A 19,016-nucleotide genomic window follows, 5' to 3' on the forward strand; every position below is an offset into this window, starting at 1 on the left:
GGCTCCCGATGGCCTTCCCCGTCCCCGACCTGCCGGCCCGGGTCCGCATCCACGAGGTCGGCGCCCGTGACGGCCTGCAGAACGAGAAGAGCTCCGTCCCCACCGAGGTGAAGGCGGAGTTCATCCACCGCCTCGCCGCGGCGGGCCTCACCACCATCGAGGCGACCAGCTTCGTCCACCCCAAGTGGGTGCCCCAACTGGCCGACGCGGAGACCCTGTTCCCGCTGCTGTCCGACGTGCCCGCCGCCCTGCCGGTGCTCGTGCCCAACGAGCGCGGCCTGGACCGGGCCCTCGCCCTCGGCGCGACCCGGATCGCCGTCTTCGGTTCGGCGACCGAGACCTTCGCCGCCCGCAACCTCAACCGGAGCGTCGCCGAGTCCCTCGCGATGTTCGAGCCGGTCGTCGCCCGCGCCAAGGCGGGCCGGGCGCACGTGCGCGGCTACCTCTCGATGTGCTTCGGCGACCCGTGGGAGGGACCGGTCCCGGTCCACCAGGTCGTCCGGGTGGCCAAGACCCTGCTCGACCTCGGCTGCGACGAGCTGAGCCTCGGCGACACCATCGGCGTCGCGACCCCCGGCCACGTCCAGGCCCTGCTGTCCGCGCTGAACGAGGCGGGCGTGGGGACCGACCGGATCGGGGTCCACTTCCACGACACCTACGGACAGGCCCTCTCCAACACCCTCGCGGCCCTCCAGCACGGCGTCACCACCGTCGACGCCTCCGCGGGCGGCCTGGGCGGGTGCCCGTACGCGAAGAGCGCCACCGGGAACCTCGCCACCGAGGACCTCGTGTGGATGCTCGACGGCCTCGGCATCGACACCGGGGTCGACCTGGCCGCCCTCACCGCCACGAGCGTGTGGATGGCCGAACGGCTGGGCCGACCCAGCCCCTCCCGCACCGTCAAAGCCCTCTCCCACAAGGAGCAGTAGAACCATGCCCCTCGACCACCGGCTCACCCCCGAGCACGAGGAACTCCGCCGCACCGTCGAGGCGTTCGCGCACGACGTGGTCGCCCCGAAGATCGGCGACCTCTACGAGCGCCACGAGTTCCCGTACGAGATCGTCCGCGAGATGGGCCGGATGGGCCTGTTCGGCCTGCCCTTCCCGGAGGAGTACGGCGGCATGGGCGGCGACTACCTCGCCCTCGGCATCGCCCTGGAGGAGCTGGCCCGCGTCGACTCCTCCGTCGCCATCACCCTGGAGGCGGGCGTCTCGCTGGGCGCCATGCCGATCCACCTGTTCGGCACCGAGGAGCAGAAGCGGGAGTGGCTGCCGCGGATGTGCTCCGGCGAGATCCTGGGCGCCTTCGGCCTGACCGAGCCGGACGGCGGTTCGGACGCGGGCGGCACCCGCACCACGGCCGTCCGCGACGGCGACGAGTGGGTGATCAACGGGTCGAAGTGCTTCATCACCAACTCCGGCACCGACATCACCGGCCTGGTGACGGTCACCGCGGTCACCGGCCGCAAGGCCGACGGCCGCCCCGAGATCTCCTCGATCATCGTGCCGTCGGGGACCCCCGGCTTCACGGTGGCCGCCCCGTACTCCAAGGTCGGCTGGAACTCCTCCGACACCCGCGAGCTGTCCTTCGCCGACGTCCGGGTGCCGCTGACGAACCTGGTCGGCGCGGAGGGCCGCGGCTACGCCCAGTTCCTGCGGATCCTGGACGAAGGCCGGATCGCCATCTCCGCCCTCGCCACGGGCCTGGCCCAGGGCTGCGTGGACGAGTCGGTGAAGTACGCCAAGGAGCGCCGTGCCTTCGGCCGCCCGATCGGCGACAACCAGGCCATCCAGTTCAAGCTGGCGGACATGGAGATGCGCGCCCACATGGCGCGGCTCGGCTGGCGGGACGCGGCGTCCCGGCTGGTGCACGGGGAGCCGTTCAAGAAGGAGGCGGCGCTCGCGAAGCTGTACTCCTCGACGGTCGCCGTCGACAACGCCCGCGAGGCCACCCAGATCCACGGCGGGTACGGATTCATGAACGAGTACCCCGTCGCCCGGATGTGGCGCGATTCCAAGATCCTGGAGATCGGCGAGGGCACGAGCGAGGTCCAGCGCATGCTCATCGCGCGCGAGCTGGGCTTCTCCGGCTGACCCGGCCGTCCCGGCCGACCCGGCCGACCCGGGCGTCCCGCACATCGGCGTGATCCGGCGCCCGTCGCACCCGCGGCGGGCGCCGGATCACGTTCCGACAAGGAACTTAGGCCCCCCTTACCAATAGGCCATGAGGTTAGGCTAACCTTCGTTCCGAACGGCCGAAAATGGCCCCTGCAACGCACGAAAGCGGACACCCACATGCCCAAGTCCCGATCCTCCCTCCTCACCCGTCGCGGCCTGATCGCCGCGGGTGGCGCCCTCGGTCTCGTCGCCGCGCTCACCGCGTGCGGCGGATCGGACGCCAAAACGGAGAAGGGCGACGCGGACAAGGCGAGTTCCAGCCAGGGTGGTTGGACCTTCAAGGACGACCTCGGCAAGACGGTCACCCTCAAGGCCAAGCCGAAGAACATCGTCGCCTTCACCGGTACGGCCGCCGCGCTGTACGACTACGGCATCCCGGTCAAGGGCGTGTTCGGCCCGACGACCCTGCCGGACGGGAAGCCCGACGTGCAGGCCGGTTCGATGGACGTCTCCAAGGTCGAGGTCCTCGGCAACGTCTACGACCAGTTCAACGTGGAGAAGTACGCGGCCCTGCAGCCCGACCTCCTCCTCACCAACACCTGGGACGGCACGTACTGGTACGTCCCGGAGGCCTCCAAGGACAAGATCCTGAAGCTGGCCCCGGCCGCCGCCGTCGCCGTGGGCGGCGACGTCAGCCTGACCAAGCCGCTGGAGCGGATGGCCGAGCTGGCGAAGTCCCTGGGCGCCGACATGAACGCCAAGAACGTCGTCGACGCCAAGGCCCGCTTCGAGGCGGCCTCCGCCAAGCTGCGCGCGGCCACCAAGGCCAACCCCGGCGTCAAGGTGCTCGTCGGCTCCGGCGCGGACCAGATGTTCTACGTCTCCACCGCGAAGACCTCGGCCGACCTGAAGTTCTTCCAGGAGCTGGGCGTCGAGTTCGTCACCCCCGAGAAGCTCGACGAGGGCGGCTTCTTCGAGAGCCTCAGCTGGGAGAACGCCGGCAAGTACAAGGCCGACGTGATCATGCTCGACAACCGCAGCGCGACCCTCCAGCCCGACGCCCTCAAGGCGAAGCCGACCTGGAACGAGCTGCCCGCCGTCAAGGCCGGTCAGGTCATCCCGCGCGTCACCGAGCCGATCTACTCCTACGACAAGGCCGCCAAGCTCGTCGAGGACCTCGCCGTCTCCATCGAGAAGGCCAAGAAGCTCGGCTGATCCCGCGGCTGCGCCCGGCCCCGACCACCCGCCGGGCGCGGCCGCACGGTCCGTCGCACGCACCGCATCCCAGGGGGGACCCTCCGCATGACCGTCACCGCACCGGCCCCGGCCGCCGTCGCCCACTTCCGCTTCTTCACCATGGAAGTGCTGCGCACCCGGCGCCTCGGCCATTCCTTCCTGCGCGTCACGTTCGGCGGCGCCCGCCTCGCGGACTTCCGCTCCGGCGGTTACGACCAGAGCCTCTCGCTCTTCCTCCCGCAGCCCCACCGGGAGCACACCGAGCTCCCGTCCACGGACGAGGACACCTGGTTCGGCGCCTGGCGCGAGATGCCGGAGGAGGAGCGTCCGGTGATGCGCTCCTACACCGTGCGCGAGCAGCGCCGCACACCACAGGGCGTGGACGAGGTCGACATCGACTTCGTCCTGCACGGCGACGGCGGCCCCGCCTCCTCCTGGGCGGGCAGGGCGGTCTCCGGCCGTCGGATCATGGCGATCGGCCCGGCCGTCGCGGAGAACAAGTCCGTACGGTTCCAGCCGCCCGCGGGCACCGACGCGGTCCTGATGTACGCCGACGAGACGGCGCTGCCCGCGGCCGCGGCCGTCCTGGAGCGGATCCCCGCCGGCACGCCGGTGAAGGCCTGGTTCGAGGTGCCCCACGAGGACGACCGGCTCGCGCTGACGACCCCGGCGGACCTCGACATCACCTGGATCGTCCGCGCGGACCACGGCCCCGGGCGCACCGACCAGGTCCTGGAGGTGCTGCGGGCGGCCGAACTCCCGGACGCGCAGGCTCCGTACGCCTGGATCGCGGGCGAGTCGGGCACGGTGCGGGCGGTCCGCCGCCACGTCGTGCAGGAACGCGGCGTCGATCGGCGCGCGGTGCGCTTCACCGGTTACTGGCGGCTCGGCAGGAGCGAGGAGCAGCTCCTCGCCGAGGCGTACGCGGGCCGGGCTCCGAGCGAGGACCCCGACTCCGCGCTGTAGTACCCGACTCCGCGCCGCAGTACCCGACCCTGCGCCGCAGTACCCGACTCCGCGCCGCGGTACGCGGCTCCGCGCTGTCCCAGCCGATATGTGAGATGGGCCCCGGCTTTCGGCCAGGGCCCATCCCTATTTGGCCAGTGACTTAGGTTAGGCTAACCTAACTTTTACCCCCCACCCCCTCTTCCCTGCCCGGAGGAACACGTTGATGCGCCAGCATCTGCTCAACGAGACGACTGCGGACCTCTACCGGCGTTCTGTCACCGAGGGCGTCTCGCGCGTGGCTGCCAAGATCGCCACCACGGAACGCCCCCACACCGGTATATCCGTCGCCGAACTCGCCCCGGTCATCAACGGGATCGACCTCGACAAGCCGCTGGAGGACCCGGCGCTCGTCCTGGACGAACTGGAAGAGGTCTACCTGCGCGACGCGGTGTACTTCCACCACCCGCGCTACCTCGGCCACCTCAACTGCCCGGTCGTCATACCGGCCGTGCTCGGCGAGGCGGTCCTCTCGGCCGTCAACTCCTCGCTCGACACCTGGGACCAGTCCATCGGCGGCACGCTCATCGAGCGCCGCCTGATCGACTGGACCGCCGAGCGCATCGGCCTCGGCCCCGCCGCGGACGGCGTCTTCACCTCCGGCGGCAGCCAGTCGAACTTCCACGCGCTGCTCCTGGCCCGCGACGAGGCCTGCCGGATCGTCATGCAGAGCAGCGACACCGAGCTGCCCAAGTCGCAGGTGCTGCCGAAGCTGCGCATCTTCACCTCCGAGTGCAGCCACTTCAGCGTCCAGAAGTCGGCCGCCATGCTCGGCCTCGGCTACGAAGCGGTCATCTCGGTGCCCTGCGACTCCAAGCGCCGGATGGACACCTCCATCCTCGCCCTGGAGCTGGAGGACTGCGCCCGCGAGGGCCTCTTCCCGATGGCCGTCGTCGCCACCGCGGGCACCACCGACTTCGGGTCCATCGACCCGCTCCAGGAGATCGCCGACCTGGCCGCCGAGCACTCCGCGTGGATGCACGTCGACGCCGCCTACGGCTGCGGCCTGCTGGCCTCCCCCACCCGCCGGCACCTCCTCGACGGCATCGAGCGGGCCGACTCGGTCACGGTCGACTACCACAAGTCGTTCTTCCAGCCCGTCTCCTCCAGCGCGATGCTGGTCCGCGACCGCGACACCCTGGGGCACGCCACCTACCACGCGGACTACCTCAACCCACGCCGGATGGCCGAGGAGCGCATCCCCAACCAGGTCGACAAGTCGATCCAGACCACGCGCCGCTTCGACGCCCTCAAGCTCTGGATGACCCTGCGCGTGATGGGCGCGGACGGCATCGGCTCGCTCTTCGACGAGGTCATCGACCTGGCCGCCGAGGGCTGGAAGCTGATCGCCGCCGACCCCCGCTTCCAGGTCGTCGTCGAACCGCAGATCTCCACCCTGGTCTTCCGCTACGTCCCCCCGGCGGACGCGGGCGACTTCCGCGCCGACCTGATCGACGAGGCGAACCTGCACGCCCGCAAGGCCCTGTTCGCCTCGGGCGAGGCCGTCGTCGCCGGCACCAAGGTGGACGGCGACCAGTACTTGAAGTTCACCCTTCTCAACCCGCAGACCACGACGTCCGACATCGCGGCCGTCCTCGACCTGCTCGCCGCCCACGCCGAGCAGTACCTGGGAGAATCCCTTGTCCACGCCTCGTGACCTCCGTGACCCCCGCGGGCCCCACGACTTCATCGCCATCGGACTCGGTCCCTTCAACCTGGGACTGGCCTGCCTGACGGCGCCGATCGACGAGCTCGACGGCCTGTTCATCGAGTCGAAGCCGCACTTCGAATGGCACGCCGGGATGTTCCTGGACGGCGCGCACCTGCAGACGCCGTTCATGTCCGACCTGGTCACGCTGGCCGACCCGACCTCGCCCTTCTCCTTCCTGAACTACCTGAAGGACAAGGACCGGCTGTACTCCTTCTACATCCGGGAGAACTTCTACCCGCTGCGGGCCGAGTACAACGACTACTGCCGCTGGGCCGCCGACCGCCTGGAGAACGTCCTCTACTCGACCTCCGTCACCGAGGTCACCTACGACGAGCGGGCCGGGCTGTACGAGGTCCACACCGACCAGGGCTCCGTGCACCGCGCCCGCCGCCTGGTCCTCGGCACCGGGACCCCGCCCTTCGTCCCGCAGGCCTGCGCGCACCTGGGCGGCGACTTCACCCACAACTCCGCCTACATGCAGAACAAGGCGGAGCTGCAGAAGAAGAAGTCGATCACGCTGGTCGGCTCGGGCCAGAGCGCCGCCGAGATCTACTACGACCTCCTCGCCGAGATCGACGTGTACGGCTACCAGCTCAACTGGGTCACCCGCTCCCCGCGGTTCTTCCCGCTGGAGTACACCAAGCTGACGCTGGAGATGACCTCCCCCGAGTACGTGGACTACTTCCACGCGCTCCCCGAGGAGACCCGCTACCGCCTGGAGACCTCGCAGAAGAACCTCTTCAAGGGCATCGACGGCGAGCTGATCAACGCCATCTACGACCTCCTGTACCAGAAGAAGCTCTCCTCGCCGGGCGCGCTCCCGACCACCCTGATGACCAACACCTCGCTGAACTCCGCGGCGTACGACACCACCACGGGCACCTACACCCTGGGGCTGCGCCAGGAGGAGCAGGAGCGCGACTTCACCCTCGCCAGCGAGGGCCTGGTGCTGGCCACGGGCTACAGGTACAGCCTGCCGCGCTTCCTGGACCCGGTCCGCGACCGGCTGAACTTCGACGGCCACGGGCGGCCCGACGCGGCCCGCAACTACAGCATCGACACCACCGGCCGCGGCGTGTTCCTCCAGAACGGAACGGTCCACAACCACTCCATCACCTCGCCCGACCTGGGCATGGCCGCGTACCGCAACGCGTACATCGTCGGGGAGCTGCTCGGCCGCGAGTACTACAAGGTCGAGAAGTCCATCGCGTTCCAGCAGTTCGCCGCCCCGGAAGGCGCCTTGGCATGAGCACCACCGACGTCCTCTTCACCCGCACCGATCCGGCCCTGGGCACCTTCGCCGTGCGCCCGCTGGACCCCTTCGCCGACGCGGAGCTGCTCCACGGCTGGATCACCCATCCGAAGGCCGCGTTCTGGATGATGCAGGACGCCTCGCTGCCGGACGTCGAGCGCGAGTACATGAGGATCGCCGCGGCCGAGCACCACGAGGCGTTCATCGGACTGCACGACGGCCGCCCGGCCTTCCTGATGGAGCGCTACGACCCGCGCGAGCTGGAGCTGGTCGGTCTCTACGACCCCCGGCCCGGGGACGTCGGCATGCACTTCCTCGTCGCCCCCAGCGACCGGCCGGTGCACGGGTTCACCCGCGCCGTCATCACCACCGTCATGGCGGCCCTGTTCGAGGACCCGGCCACCGTGCGCGTGGTCGTCGAGCCCGACGTCACCAACACCGCCGTGCACGCCCTGAACGAGGCCGTCGGCTTCGTGCCCGACCGCCCGATCACCAAGCCGGAGAAGGAAGCCCTGCTGAGCTTCTGCACCCGCGCCCAGTTCCAGGCGGCCACGGCCGCGCAGGGAGCCTCCGTATGAGCCTCGCCGACGCCGTCTCCCACCTCTCCCCCGAGCTGTGGGAACGCGCCAACCGCGCCCTCGTCCGCAAGGGCCTCGCGGAGTTCTCGCACGAGCGCCTGCTCACCCCCGAGCCGCTCGGCGAGGACCGCTACGCCGTGCGCAGCGACGACGGGAGCGTGGAGTACCGCTTCACCGCGCGCCGCCACGCCCTGGACCACTGGGCGGTCGAGGAGCCCTCGATCACCCGCCACCAGGGCGGCCGGGAGGTCCCCCTCGACGCGATCGACTTCCACATCGAGCTGCGCGAGGCGCTCGGGCTGAGCCCCGAGGTGCTGCCGGTGTACCTGGAGGAGATCTCCTCCACCCTCGCCGGTTCCGCCTTCAAGTACACGAAGGACCAGACCCCCGCCGCCGTCCTCGCCACGTCCTCCTTCCAGGACATCGAGACCGGCATGACCGAGGGCCACCCCTGCTTCGTGGCGAACAACGGCCGCCTCGGCTTCGGCGTCCACGAGTTCCTCTCCTACGCCCCGGAGGCCGCCAGCCCCGTCCACCTCGTGTGGGTCGCCGCGCACCGGGACGTCTCCACCTTCACCGCGGGCGCCGGCCTGGACCACGACTCCTTCCTCCGCGCCGAGCTGGGCGAGAAGGCCGTCGAGGGCTTCGCCGCCCGGCTGCGCGAGCTGGGTCTCGACCTCGCGGACTACCACCTGCTGCCGGTCCACCCCTGGCAGTGGTGGAACAAGACCTCCGTCACCTTCGCGGCCGAGATCGCGAGCCGGCGCCTGGTGCTGCTGGGCGAGGGTGAGGACGCCTACCTCGCGCAGCAGTCGATCCGGACCTTCTTCAACCGGAGCGCGCCGCGGAAGCACTACGTCAAGACGGCGATCTCGGTCCTCAACATGGGCTTCATGCGCGGCCTCTCCGCCGCCTACATGGAGGCCACCCCGGCCATCAACGACTGGCTGCACCAGCTGATCCAGGGCGACGAGACGCTGCGCTCGGTCGACTTCTCGATCATCCGCGAGCGGGCGGCCATCGGCTACCACCACCGCCAGTACGAGCGCGCCACCGACCGGTACTCCCCGTACCGCAAGATGCTGGCCGCGCTCTGGCGCGAGTCCCCGGTGGAGTCCCTGCGCGAGGGCGAGCGCCTGGCCACGATGGCCTCGCTGCTGCACGTCGACTCCGAGGGGAAGTCCTTCGTGGGCGCCCTGATCGAGGAGTCGGGGCTGACCGCGGCCGAGTGGCTGCGCTCGTACCTGCGCGCCTACCTGGTGCCGCTGCTGCACTGCTTCTACCAGTACGACCTCGCGTACATGCCGCACGGCGAGAACACCATCCTCGTCATCGAGGGCGGCGTGGTGAAGCGGGCGATCTTCAAGGACATCGCCGAGGAGATCGTGGTCATGGACCCGGACGCGGTGCTGCCGCCCGCGGTCGAGCGGGTCCGGGCGGACATCCCGGAGGACATGAAGCTCCTGTCGATCTTCACGGACGTCTTCGACTGCTTCTTCCGCTTCCTGGGCTCGATCCTGGACGCGGAGGGTATCTGCGAGGAGTCCACCTTCTGGCGGGCGGTCGCCGACTGCGGGCACGACTACCAGGAGTCGATGCCGCAGCTCGCGGAGCGCTTCGAGCGCTACGACCTCTTCGCCGAGGAGTTCCAGCTGTCCTGCCTGAACCGGCTCCAGCTGCGCAACAACAAGCAGATGGTCGACCTCGCCGACCCGGCCGCCGCGCTCCAGCTGATCGGCACCCTCAAGAACCCCGTCGCGCCCTTCGCGCGGCGGTGACCGCGGGCCGGGCGCGCTGTCCGATACGGTCCCTCGCACAGCGCGCCCGGCTCGTCCGGCCCCCGGCCCCGGCCCCCGGCCCCCGGTGCCGAACCCGTCCCCGCCCGGTCCCAGGGGTCAGGACCAGGGGACGTCCGGGGCCCGGTAGAAGGTCACGCCCTGCTCGTCGAGGCGCGGCCCCTGCTCGGCCAGCCGCTGCCGGTACGCCGTCCAGTCGTGCGCGCCCTTGGGCGCCCAGCCCAGCTCCGCGAGGCCCAGCACCCGCGGGAAGGCCATGAACTCCAGGTCGGCGCGGGTCGCGATGGTCTCGGTCCACAGCGGGGCCTCCACCCCCAGCACCGCGGACTCCGGCACTCCGGCCGCGCCCAGGTAGCTGCCCGGGTCCCAGTCGTAGGCCTTCTTCACCGGCACGAAGCCGGCCCAGGTCAGCCCCGGCCTCGTGGTGAGGTCGTACTTCATGTCGAGGTACAGCCGGTCCGCCGGGGACAGGATCAGCGGGTGCCCGCTCTTCGCGGCGTCCGCCACCCTCCCTTTCTCCGCGGCCGAGGTGGTCGCGGTCCCCCAGTACTGGAGCACCGTGCCGTCCGCCGGGCGGGCCGCCGACAGCTGGTGCCAGGCCACGGCCGTCTTCCCGTACTTCGCCACCGTCTTCTGCGCCTGGTCCATGAAGGTCGCGTAGTCCGCCGCGCTGGTGCTGTGCGCCTCGTCGCCGCCGATGTGCAGGTACGGACCGGGGGTCAGCTCCGCGAGCTCGCCGAGCACCTCGTCGATGAACCGGTACGTCACCTCCTTCTTCTGCTCGGTCATGCACAGGGAGCTGAAGCCGACCCTGATCCCCGTGTAGCGCTTGGGGGCCTTGCCGTCGCAGTTCAGCTCCGCGTAGGAGGCCAGGGCCGCGTTCGTGTGCCCGGGCATGTCGATCTCGGGCACCACCTCGACGTGCCGCTCGGCCGCGTACGTCACCAGGGAGCGGTACTCCTCCTTGCTCCAGTACCCGCCGGGCCCGGTGCCGACCTCGGTGCCGCCCCCGTACTCCGCCAGGCGCGGCCAGGAGTCGAGGGCGATCCGCCAGCCCTGGTCGTCGCTCAGGTGCACGTGCAGCTTGTTGACCTTGTACTGGGCGAGCTGGTCGACGTACCGCTTGGCCTGGCCGACGGGGAAGAAGTGGCGGGCGACGTCGAGCATCGCGCCGCGGTAGGCGAAACGCGGCCGGTCGGTGATCGTGCCGCCCTGGACGATCCCGCCGCCCGCCGCCGGCACGAGCTGGCGCAGGGTCTGCACCGCGTAGAAGAGCCCGGCGGGGGTGCGTGCGGTGAGGACCACGGCGTGCTCGTCCGAGGTGAGCTTGTACCCCTCGTCCCCCAGGTCCGCGGCGTCCTCGTCGATCCGCAGCAGGATCCCGTTCGCCTGGTCGCCGTCCACCACCATCAGCGAGTACCCGCTGCTGGCGCGCAGTTGCTCGGCGAGCCGCTCGGCGGCCTCGCGGGTTTCCGTGGAGGAGGCCGAGCCGGCGCGGATCACCGTGCCCGGCTCCAGCCGGTAGCCGGTCCCCGGGGCGGCGGCCCTGGCCTGCTCGGGGGCCGGGAGCAGTCGTTGGAAGGCGGGGAGCACGGGCGCCGGGGCCCCCGGTTTCCCGTCGTCCCCGTGGGCGGCGGTGCAGGAGACCGCCGCCATGAGGACCAGCAGGGCGGCGAAGGTGCGCGGGACTCTCATGAGGCCAGGTATAGGCGTCCCGTGCGGTGCGAGAATCCCTGGATGGCGGAAATCATCCAGAAGGACGGCAATTGGACCTTCGACGGGGAAGCGGTCCGCATCGTTCCGGGCCGCGACAAGGGGGTGGGGCTGCTCCGGCAGACCCTCGGTGAGGTGGTCGTCCCGCTGCGCGCGCTGGCGGGGATCTCCTACGAACCGGGTCGAAAGACGGGGCGGTTGCGGCTGCGCCTGCGGGACGGGGCCGATCCGCTGCTCCAGGTCACGGGCGGACGGCTGCCGGAGGGCTCCGATCCGTACGTGCTGACGGTGGAGGCGAACCGCAGCGGCGTCGCGGAGTACTTCGTGGACGAGGTGCGCAACTCCCTGCTGCTGGAGCAGGTGGATCCGGGGCCGGTGGACGCGTACCTGCTGGCCGGGCCCGCGGTGCCGATCACGGTCGGCGCGGGGGACGGGACCGTCTCCTTCGACGGGGACCGGGTGTCGTTGGAGTGGAACTGGAAGACGGAGCAGGCCAAGAGTTCCTTCGGCGCGCGGGACTTCCGGGTGGGCGCGCTGGGGTCGGTGGAGTGGTTCCCGGCGACGGGGCTGGAGAACGGCTGGCTCCGCTTCGGCCTGACGGGGGCGCCGTCCGCGCCCGCCGCGAAGTACGACCCGTACGCGGTCGAGCTGTTCGGCTTCAAGAAGGACCCGCTGATGGCACTGGTCGCGGCAGCCGTGCTGGTGCGGATGCCGCACCCGGCGGCGCCGCGGGACGCCGTACCGGCCGGCGCGCGGCCGAAGGAGCTGTCCGGAGTCGGACCCACCGACTCCGGCTCCGGTGCGGGCCCGGCTCCGGCTCCGGCTCCGGCTCCGGCCGAGGACCACGACGTGCTGCTGCGGCGGCTGCGCGAGCTGGCCGAGCTGCACCAGGCGGGGGTGCTCACCGCGGAGGAGTTCGCGGCGACGAAGCAGGCCGTTTTGCGTCGTTTCTGACCGATCACGACCGGATTATTTGCTTCCGCTGGTCCATACCAGCAGGATCCTGCCCGATTTCGGGCAGGATCTTTGCATTCCCGGAGATCACCGGCCAGTATCTACGGGTGTCCGACCGCCGCACGTCGCATGACGACCTCGTCGACCACCTGGTGCGCAGCACCGCGCTCCAGCGCGGAGAAGCCGCCCGGGTGGTGCTCGACGTCCTCGCGTACTTCGACGAGACGACCGAGGAATTCGTCCGGCGCCGCCACCGCGAGCTGCAGTCCGGCGGCGCGGTGAACGCGGACATCTTCGAGCGCATCGCGGGCGAACTGCCGCACCGCGCCGTGGCGCCGCCGGAGCTCTCGCTGCGGCAGCTGCGCCGCATCGTCTACGGCTGAACCGGCCGGGCGGCCACCGGGCCGCCGCCGGGCACGAACACCGAACTTCAGGAGGGGCAAGAACCGTATGTGCGGAATTGTGGGTTACATCGGCAAGCGTGACGTGGCACCGCTGCTGCTGGAGGGGCTGGCACGCCTGGAGTACCGCGGTTACGACTCGGCCGGCATGGTCGTCAACACCCCGAAGTCCCCCGCGCTGAAGATGGTCAAGGCCAAGGGCCGGGTCCGCGACCTGGAAGCGAAGGTCCCCAAGCGCTTCACCGGCACCACCGGCATCGCGCACACCCGCTGGGCCACCCACGGCGCCCCGAGCGACCACAACTCCCACCCGCACCTGGACCCCGAGAACAAGGTCGCCGTCGTCCACAACGGCATCGTCGACAACGCCTCGGAGCTGCGCGCCAAGCTGGAGGCCGACGGGGTCGTCTTCGCCTCCGAGACCGACACCGAGGTGATCGTCCACCTGATCGCCCGCGCCCAGGCGAACACCCTGGAGGAGAAGGTCCGCGAGGCGCTCAAGGTCATCGAGGGCACCTACGGCATCGCCGTGATGCACTCCGACTTCGCCGACCGCATCGTCGTCGCCCGCAACGGCTCGCCGGTCATCCTCGGCATCGGCGAGAAGGAGATGCTCGTCGCCTCCGACGTCGCCGCGCTGATCGCCCACACCCGCCAGGTCGTCACCCTCAACGACGGCGAGATGGCGACCCTCAAGGCCGACGACTTCCGCACCTACACGACGAGCGGTACGACGACGACCGCCACGCCCGAGACCGTGGAGTGGGAGGCCGCCTCCTACGACATGGGCGGCCACGACACCTACATGCACAAGGAGATCACCGAGCAGGTCGACGCGGTCGACCGCGTGCTGCGCGGCCGGATCGACGACCGGTTCAACACCGTCCACCTGGGCGGCCTGAACCTGGACCCGCGCGAGGCGCGCGGCATCCGCCGGGTCAAGATCCTGGGCTGCGGCACCTCGTACCACGCGGGCCTCATCGGCGCGGGCCTCATCGAGAGCCTGGCCCGGATCCCCGCGGACGCCGAGCCCGCGTCCGAATTCCGCTACCGCAACCCGGTCGTGGACCCCGACACCCTCTACATCGCGGTGTCGCAGTCGGGTGAGACGTACGACGTGCTCGCGGCGGTGCAGGAGCTCAAGCGCAAGGGCGCCCGCGTCCTCGGCGTGGTCAACGTGGTCGGCTCGGCCATCGCCCGCGAGGCCGACGGCGGCGTGTACGTGCACGCCGGCCCGGAGGTCTGCGTCGTCTCCACCAAGTGCTTCACCAACACGGTGGTCGCCTTCGCGCTGCTCGCCGTGCACCTCGGCCGCATCCGCGACCTGTCCGTCACCGACGGCAAGCGGATCATCGAGGGCCTGCGCAAGCTGCCCGCGCAGATCCAGGAGATCCTCGACGGCGAGGAGGACATCAAGCAGCTGGCCGCCGAGTACGCCGAGGCCAAGTCGATGATGTTCATCGGCCGGGTCCGCGGTTACCCGGTCGCGCTGGAGGCCTCGCTCAAGCTCAAGGAGATCTCCTACATCCACGCCGAGGCCTACCCGGCCTCCGAGCTCAAGCACGGCCCGCTCGCCCTGATCGAGCCCGCGATGCCCACCGTCGCGATCGTGCCGGACGACGACCTGCTGGAGAAGAACCGCGCGGCCCTGGAGGAGATCAAGGCCCGCAGCGGCCGGATCCTCGCGGTGGCCCACCGCGCGCAGGAGAAGGCCGACCACACCATCGTGGTGCCGAAGAACGAGGACGAGCTGGACCCGATCCTGATGGGGATCCCGCTCCAGCTGCTGGCCTACCACACGGCCCTGTCCCTGGGCCGGGACATCGACAAGCCGCGCAACCTGGCCAAGTCGGTCACCGTCGAGTAGTCGACCCCGCCACCGAGGGTGGCGGGCAGCGAACTGCCCCCCGTGCGCACGGCGCACGGGGGGCAGTCGTGGTTCAGCTCGCGGCGACGGCTCCGCCGGAGCGCCGGCCGAGCGCCATCGGCCACTTGGCGAGGGCCGCCGTGGCTCCGTACCAGCCCAACAGTCCGGAGACCGCCGCGACCCAGCCCGCCGCCTTGGCCAGCGAGCCGCTGTCCGCGAAGGCCGATATCGCCAGCAGCACCAGCGAGAGGAACAGCAGGGCGTACATGCCCTGGCCGAACAGTCCGCCCGAGGCACCGACCGTGAGGGTCAGCGCGAGCAGGGCGAACAGCACCAGAAACGTTCCGCCTGCGTCGGCCGACACCTTGTCGCCCGCGCCACTGGCCCAGGTGAACCAGAAGACGCCGAGCCCGGCGAAGGCAGTGCCGTTGAAGCCGTTGCCGCCCCGGTACTCGAGGATCCCGAGGACGAACAGGGCGAGGCCGCCGAGGTACGTGGCGAGCGAGACGGAATCGGCCGCCGACACTCCGTCGATGATGCCGGTGTGGCCGATTCCGAACGCGAGAAGGGTCAGACCCAGGGCCAGGTGCCCCAGGGTCGAGGTCGTGGCAGTGCTTCCCGCAGAGACATCATTGTCCACGGCGGGCTCCCTTCGATCTGCAGTTTTATGCTGTGTCCCAGCGACTTTTATGTACCCTTCACAACCGCTCAATCCACCACGCGACGGGTCACGGCTGGGTCACGGAGCGAACACAACCGGTCACGCGATGATCGGCGGAGCGATCCGCGTGACGCGTCACGGGACGGCTCACGGAATGACGACGACCGGCCGCTGGGCGCGCTTCGCGAGGCGTCCGGCCACCGAGCCGAAGATGCGTCCGACGAAGCCCTGCGTGGAGCCGACCACGATGGCGTCGGCCGAGTACTCGCGGCCGACCTCCTCCAGCTCGTGGCAGATGTCCCCACCGCGCTCCACCAGGATCCACGGGATCTCGGTCAGGTAGTCGGCACAGGCGAGTTCCAGCCCGAGCACCTCGGTGCGGTGGTCCGGGACGTCCACGAAGACCGGTGGCTCACAGCCCGCCCACACGGTGGTGGGCAGCCGATTGGCCACATGGACGATGATCAGGCCGGAGCCGGAGCGGCGGGCCATCCCGATCGCATAGGCGAGCGCGCGCTCGCTGGACGTCGAGCCGTCGAATCCCACCACGACCCCGTGCCGGAAGGCCGGGTCGCAGGCGAGACGTGTCTGTTCCACCGCGCGCAGGTCGCTCGACACGGAGTCGGCGACGGGCTTGCGCTTGCGGTCCGCGGGTTCGGAGAATTCGTGACCGGCCATGGGCGTCTCGGCGAAAGGTCCTCGGGATCAGGGTCGCGCGGAATCGGCGACTCAGGGTGACGGGGGTCTGTCCGGGAAACCATCTTCCCAAGCCCTTACCCCCCAGGGTACGGCGACACTCCTGCCGTGCACAGGGCTTGCCGCCCCTTGCCGCCCTTGGAGAGCGTCGAAGGGAGCATGCCGGAGCGAGGGCTCCTTGGCAATGGCCGCTGCCCCCTACAGGCAGTGACGAGCCACCCGTGCGCGCAGTGACCGAGCCGCGCCGCCCGGCGTTGGACAAGGGTCCGACCGTCCAGGAAGAGCCCGCAGGGAGTACGCCGTGCCCGGTCATCCGGTCCACCCCGTCCAGCCAGCTCCGCCGACACAGTCCGCCCCGCCCCTCCCGCATTCCCGCCACGCGGCCGTTCACTCGTCCGTGCACCCGGCTCGCCGGCCCGGCGACGACCCCGCGGGTGACGTGGTGCGCTGGGCCGCCTTCAGCTGCCTGCTCGTCCCCGTGGTCCTCGTCGTCTACGGGACCTCCTTCGACGGCGCCGCCGTCGCGACCCTGGGGCTGGTGACGGTCACCGCGGTGTGCCGGGTGATGCTGCGCCACTCGGAGAAGACCCAACGGGCCGCGGCCCGGGTTCCGGTAGCGCTCCCTCCGGGGGCCGTACCCCGCGGCCGGCACTCCCGCCCCGGGGCCGGAACACACCGCGGATGCCATGGTTCCGGCGGGATCTCCACCCACGAATGACTTATTCGCACACTCGCGCCCGCATGTTTTCAGCCAACTTCGCTTCCGGACTCGACCTTTGCCGGAAGCCCCGGCCAATCCCCCTACCACCAGGGACGACAGAGTCGCGGGAGCGCCCAGACCCTACGTGTACTGGCCAGCAGCGGACGGCGCACTTCCCACCCGCCTGGCGGAGTGGAAGGGTTCCTGATCGAATGCTTTTCGCCAAGTTGCCAAGTCGACATAGCGCTGCGTGGTGAACTTGTCACGCCGACACCACGGGACGCAGTAGATTCGATCATGTATTTACGGCGGGGGATCCACGTGCAAGGCCGAGGGGAAACGTGCAGGTGCGACCAGACCAAGGAGTCGCGACACCCAAGGGGGGCTTAGCGCCATGAGCCAGGATTCCACCGCCGTCGTCGCGGACGCCGGCCGGAAGCTCGCAGGGCGCCGCCGCAGGGAAATTGTTGCGGTGCTGCTCTTCAGCGGCGGTCCGATCTTCGAGAGTTCCATTCCACTCTCCGTGTTCGGCATTGACCGGCAGGACGCGGGAGTTCCACGCTATCGACTGCTCGTGTGCGCCGGGGAGGACGGTCCGCTGCGGACCACCGGCGGGCTCGAACTGACCGCGCCGTACGGGTTGGAGGCGATCGCCCGGGCAGGCACGGTCGTCGTCCCGGCCTGGCGCTCCATCACTTCGCCGCCACCGCCGGAGGCGCTCGACGCACTGCGTCAGGCGCACGAGGAGGGGGCCCGGATCGTCGGGCTGTGCACGGGAGCCTTCGTGCTCGCCGCTGCCGGTCTGCTCGACGGCCGACCCGCGACGACGCACTGGATGTACGCGCCGACGCTGGCCAAGCGGTACCCGTCCGTCCATGTCGATCCGCGCGAACTCTTCGTGGACGACGGCGACGTGCTGACGTCCGCGGGCACCGCGGCCGGAATCGACCTGTGCCTCCACATCGTGCGCACGGACCACGGCAGTGAGGCGGCCGGGGCACTGGCCCGCCGACTCGTCGTGCCGCCGCGCCGCACCGGGGGCCAGGAGCGCTATCTCGACCGGTCGCTGCCGGAGGAGATCGGCGCCGATCCGCTCGCCGAGGTCGTCGCCTGGGCACTGGAACACCTCCACGAGCAGTTCGACGTGGAGACGCTGGCGGCGCGCGCCTACATGAGCAGGCGCACCTTCGACCGGCGGTTCCGTTCGCTGACCGGCAGCGCGCCGCTGCAGTGGCTGATCACCCAGCGGGTGCTCCAGGCACAGCGGCTGCTGGAGACCTCCGACTATTCGGTCGACGAGGTCGCCGGGCGCTGCGGCTTCCGCTCGCCGGTCGCGCTGCGCGGGCACTTCCGGCGGCAGCTGGGGTCCTCCCCCGCCGCCTACCGCTCGGCCTACCGGGCGCGCCGGCCGCAGGTCGACGTGCCGCAGGTGTCGCAGCTCTCGGACGGGCCGGTTCCGCACCAGCGCACGCCGCAGCCCCAGCGGGCCGCGGCCGCCCTGGCGGCCACCGGACCGTCGGTGACCGAGCTGTACTCCCCCGGCCGGGTCCTGCGCGAGCACGCGTAGTCCCCGCCCGGGCGTACACCGCCGAACGGCAGGTCCCTCCGACCCTTGATCAGGGCCGGGGGGACCTGCGCGTTCCGGCGGGGGCGCACACCGGCGCGCACCCGCGCCCCCCCGGGAGGCCCGTAGAGGGGGAAGCTCCGCATAAGGTGGGACGCATGAACGATCGCATGGTGTGGATCGACTGCGAGATGACCGGGCTCTCGTTGGCGGACGACGCACTTATCGAGGTGGCCGCACTGGTCACCGACTCGGAGCTCAATGTGCTCGGCGAAGGCGTGGACATCGTGATCCGCCCGCCGGACGCCGCCCTGGAGACCATGCCCGACGTGGTGCGCGAGATGCACACCTCGTCCGGCCTGCTCGACGAACTGGCGGCCGGGACCACCCTGGCGGACGCCGAGGCCCAGGTCCTGGCCTACGTACGGGAGCACGTCAAGGAGCCGGGCAAGGCCCCGCTGTGCGGGAACTCGGTTGGCACCGACCGCGGCTTCCTGCTGCGCGACATGGCCACGCTGGAGGCCTACATGCACTACCGGATCGTGGACGTGTCCTCGATCAAGGAGCTGGCGCGTCGCTGGTACCCGCGGGCCTACTTCAACAGCCCGCCCAAGAGCGGCAACCACCGGGCGCTCGCGGACATCAAGGAGTCCATCGCCGAGCTGCGCTACTACCGCGAAGCGGTCTTCGTCCCGCAGCCCGGACCGGACTCGGACACCGCGCGCACCATCGCCGCGAAGCACGTCGTGCCCGCCGAATAGCGG

17 protein-coding genes are annotated in these 19,016 nt (G+C 70.5%); 14 read left to right on the top strand and 3 right to left on the bottom strand.

Annotated features, from left to right (window positions below):
• Positions 1 to 8: 8 nt before the first annotated feature.
• The 8 genes from ACIBEA_RS33555 (at position 9) to ACIBEA_RS33590 (ending at position 9,678) form a co-directional block, all read left to right on the top strand.
• A complete protein-coding gene (locus ACIBEA_RS33555; protein ID WP_399267050.1) occupies positions 9 to 929 on the top strand; it encodes a hydroxymethylglutaryl-CoA lyase in 921 nt (306 codons plus the stop codon).
• A gap of 4 nt (positions 930 to 933) precedes the next feature.
• Positions 934 to 2,094, top strand: a complete 1,161-nt coding sequence (locus ACIBEA_RS33560; protein ID WP_399266972.1) for an acyl-CoA dehydrogenase family protein — start codon at positions 934 to 936, stop codon at positions 2,092 to 2,094.
• A gap of 201 nt (positions 2,095 to 2,295) precedes the next feature.
• Entirely contained in the window at positions 2,296 to 3,333 is a 1,038-nt protein-coding gene (locus ACIBEA_RS33565) for an ABC transporter substrate-binding protein (protein WP_399266973.1), read from the top strand.
• Between the two features lie 87 nt (positions 3,334 to 3,420).
• Positions 3,421 to 4,320, top strand: a complete 900-nt coding sequence (locus ACIBEA_RS33570) for a siderophore-interacting protein (RefSeq protein WP_399266974.1) — start codon at positions 3,421 to 3,423, stop codon at positions 4,318 to 4,320.
• Between the two features lie 205 nt (positions 4,321 to 4,525).
• Positions 4,526 to 6,016: a pyridoxal phosphate-dependent decarboxylase family protein gene (locus tag ACIBEA_RS33575; RefSeq protein ID WP_399266975.1), complete on the top strand. Its 1,491-nt coding sequence runs from the start codon at positions 4,526 to 4,528 to the stop codon at positions 6,014 to 6,016.
• On the top strand, positions 6,000 to 7,319 hold the full coding sequence (locus ACIBEA_RS33580; protein ID WP_399266976.1) for a lysine N(6)-hydroxylase/L-ornithine N(5)-oxygenase family protein: 1,320 nt from the start codon (positions 6,000 to 6,002) through the stop codon (positions 7,317 to 7,319). The genes ACIBEA_RS33575 and ACIBEA_RS33580 overlap by 17 nt, the downstream gene beginning before the upstream one ends.
• Positions 7,316 to 7,900, top strand: a complete 585-nt coding sequence (locus ACIBEA_RS33585) for a GNAT family N-acetyltransferase (protein WP_399266977.1) — start codon at positions 7,316 to 7,318, stop codon at positions 7,898 to 7,900. The genes ACIBEA_RS33580 and ACIBEA_RS33585 overlap by 4 nt, the downstream gene beginning before the upstream one ends.
• On the top strand, positions 7,897 to 9,678 hold the full coding sequence (locus ACIBEA_RS33590; RefSeq protein ID WP_399266978.1) for an IucA/IucC family protein: 1,782 nt from the start codon (positions 7,897 to 7,899) through the stop codon (positions 9,676 to 9,678). Before ACIBEA_RS33585 ends, ACIBEA_RS33590 begins: the two co-directional genes overlap by 4 nt.
• 117 nt (positions 9,679 to 9,795) lie before the next feature.
• On the opposite strand, the gene ACIBEA_RS33595 is transcribed toward ACIBEA_RS33590, so the two are convergent.
• Positions 9,796 to 11,391 carry a beta-N-acetylhexosaminidase gene (locus tag ACIBEA_RS33595; protein WP_399266979.1) on the bottom strand — a complete coding sequence of 532 codons (1,596 nt, stop codon included), beginning with the start codon at positions 11,389 to 11,391 and terminating at the stop codon, positions 9,796 to 9,798.
• 42 nt (positions 11,392 to 11,433) lie between these two features.
• Between ACIBEA_RS33595 and ACIBEA_RS33600 the strand changes: the two genes are divergently transcribed.
• The 3 genes from ACIBEA_RS33600 (at position 11,434) to glmS (ending at position 14,631) form a co-directional block, all read left to right on the top strand.
• Complete coding sequence (locus ACIBEA_RS33600) at positions 11,434 to 12,363, top strand: DUF4429 domain-containing protein (protein ID WP_399266980.1); 930 nt, start codon at positions 11,434 to 11,436, stop codon at positions 12,361 to 12,363.
• 107 nt (positions 12,364 to 12,470) lie between these two features.
• Positions 12,471 to 12,746 (top strand): hypothetical protein, encoded by a 276-nt coding sequence (locus ACIBEA_RS33605; protein WP_354382483.1) that lies wholly within the window; start codon positions 12,471 to 12,473, stop codon positions 12,744 to 12,746.
• A 67-nt stretch (positions 12,747 to 12,813) separates the two neighbouring features.
• A complete protein-coding gene (gene glmS, locus ACIBEA_RS33610; RefSeq protein ID WP_399266981.1) occupies positions 12,814 to 14,631 on the top strand; it encodes a glutamine--fructose-6-phosphate transaminase (isomerizing) in 1,818 nt (605 codons plus the stop codon).
• 73 nt (positions 14,632 to 14,704) lie between these two features.
• Here the strand turns inward: glmS and ACIBEA_RS33615 are convergent, their stop codons facing one another.
• Both ACIBEA_RS33615 and ACIBEA_RS33620 read right to left on the bottom strand, forming a co-directional pair.
• Positions 14,705 to 15,271: a GPR1/FUN34/YaaH family transporter gene (locus ACIBEA_RS33615; RefSeq protein ID WP_385772682.1), complete on the bottom strand. Its 567-nt coding sequence runs from the start codon at positions 15,269 to 15,271 to the stop codon at positions 14,705 to 14,707.
• A gap of 168 nt (positions 15,272 to 15,439) precedes the next feature.
• Positions 15,440 to 15,970, bottom strand: a complete 531-nt coding sequence (locus ACIBEA_RS33620) for a universal stress protein (protein WP_399266982.1) — start codon at positions 15,968 to 15,970, stop codon at positions 15,440 to 15,442.
• Positions 15,971 to 16,385: 415 nt separating this feature from the next.
• Between ACIBEA_RS33620 and ACIBEA_RS33625 the strand changes: the two genes are divergently transcribed.
• The 3 genes from ACIBEA_RS33625 (at position 16,386) to orn (ending at position 19,013) form a co-directional block, all read left to right on the top strand.
• Positions 16,386 to 16,706, top strand: coding sequence for a hypothetical protein (locus tag ACIBEA_RS33625; RefSeq protein ID WP_354382487.1), 321 nt, complete (start codon positions 16,386 to 16,388; stop codon positions 16,704 to 16,706).
• A gap of 376 nt (positions 16,707 to 17,082) precedes the next feature.
• Complete coding sequence (locus ACIBEA_RS33630) at positions 17,083 to 18,255, top strand: helix-turn-helix domain-containing protein (RefSeq protein ID WP_354382488.1); 1,173 nt, start codon at positions 17,083 to 17,085, stop codon at positions 18,253 to 18,255.
• A gap of 155 nt (positions 18,256 to 18,410) precedes the next feature.
• A complete protein-coding gene (gene orn, locus ACIBEA_RS33635; protein WP_385772676.1) occupies positions 18,411 to 19,013 on the top strand; it encodes an oligoribonuclease in 603 nt (200 codons plus the stop codon).
• Positions 19,014 to 19,016 lie beyond the last annotated feature (3 nt).

It is taken from the genome of Streptomyces sp. NPDC051555 (genome assembly GCF_044454405.1).
Taxonomy (GTDB): domain Bacteria; phylum Actinomycetota; class Actinomycetes; order Streptomycetales; family Streptomycetaceae; genus Streptomyces.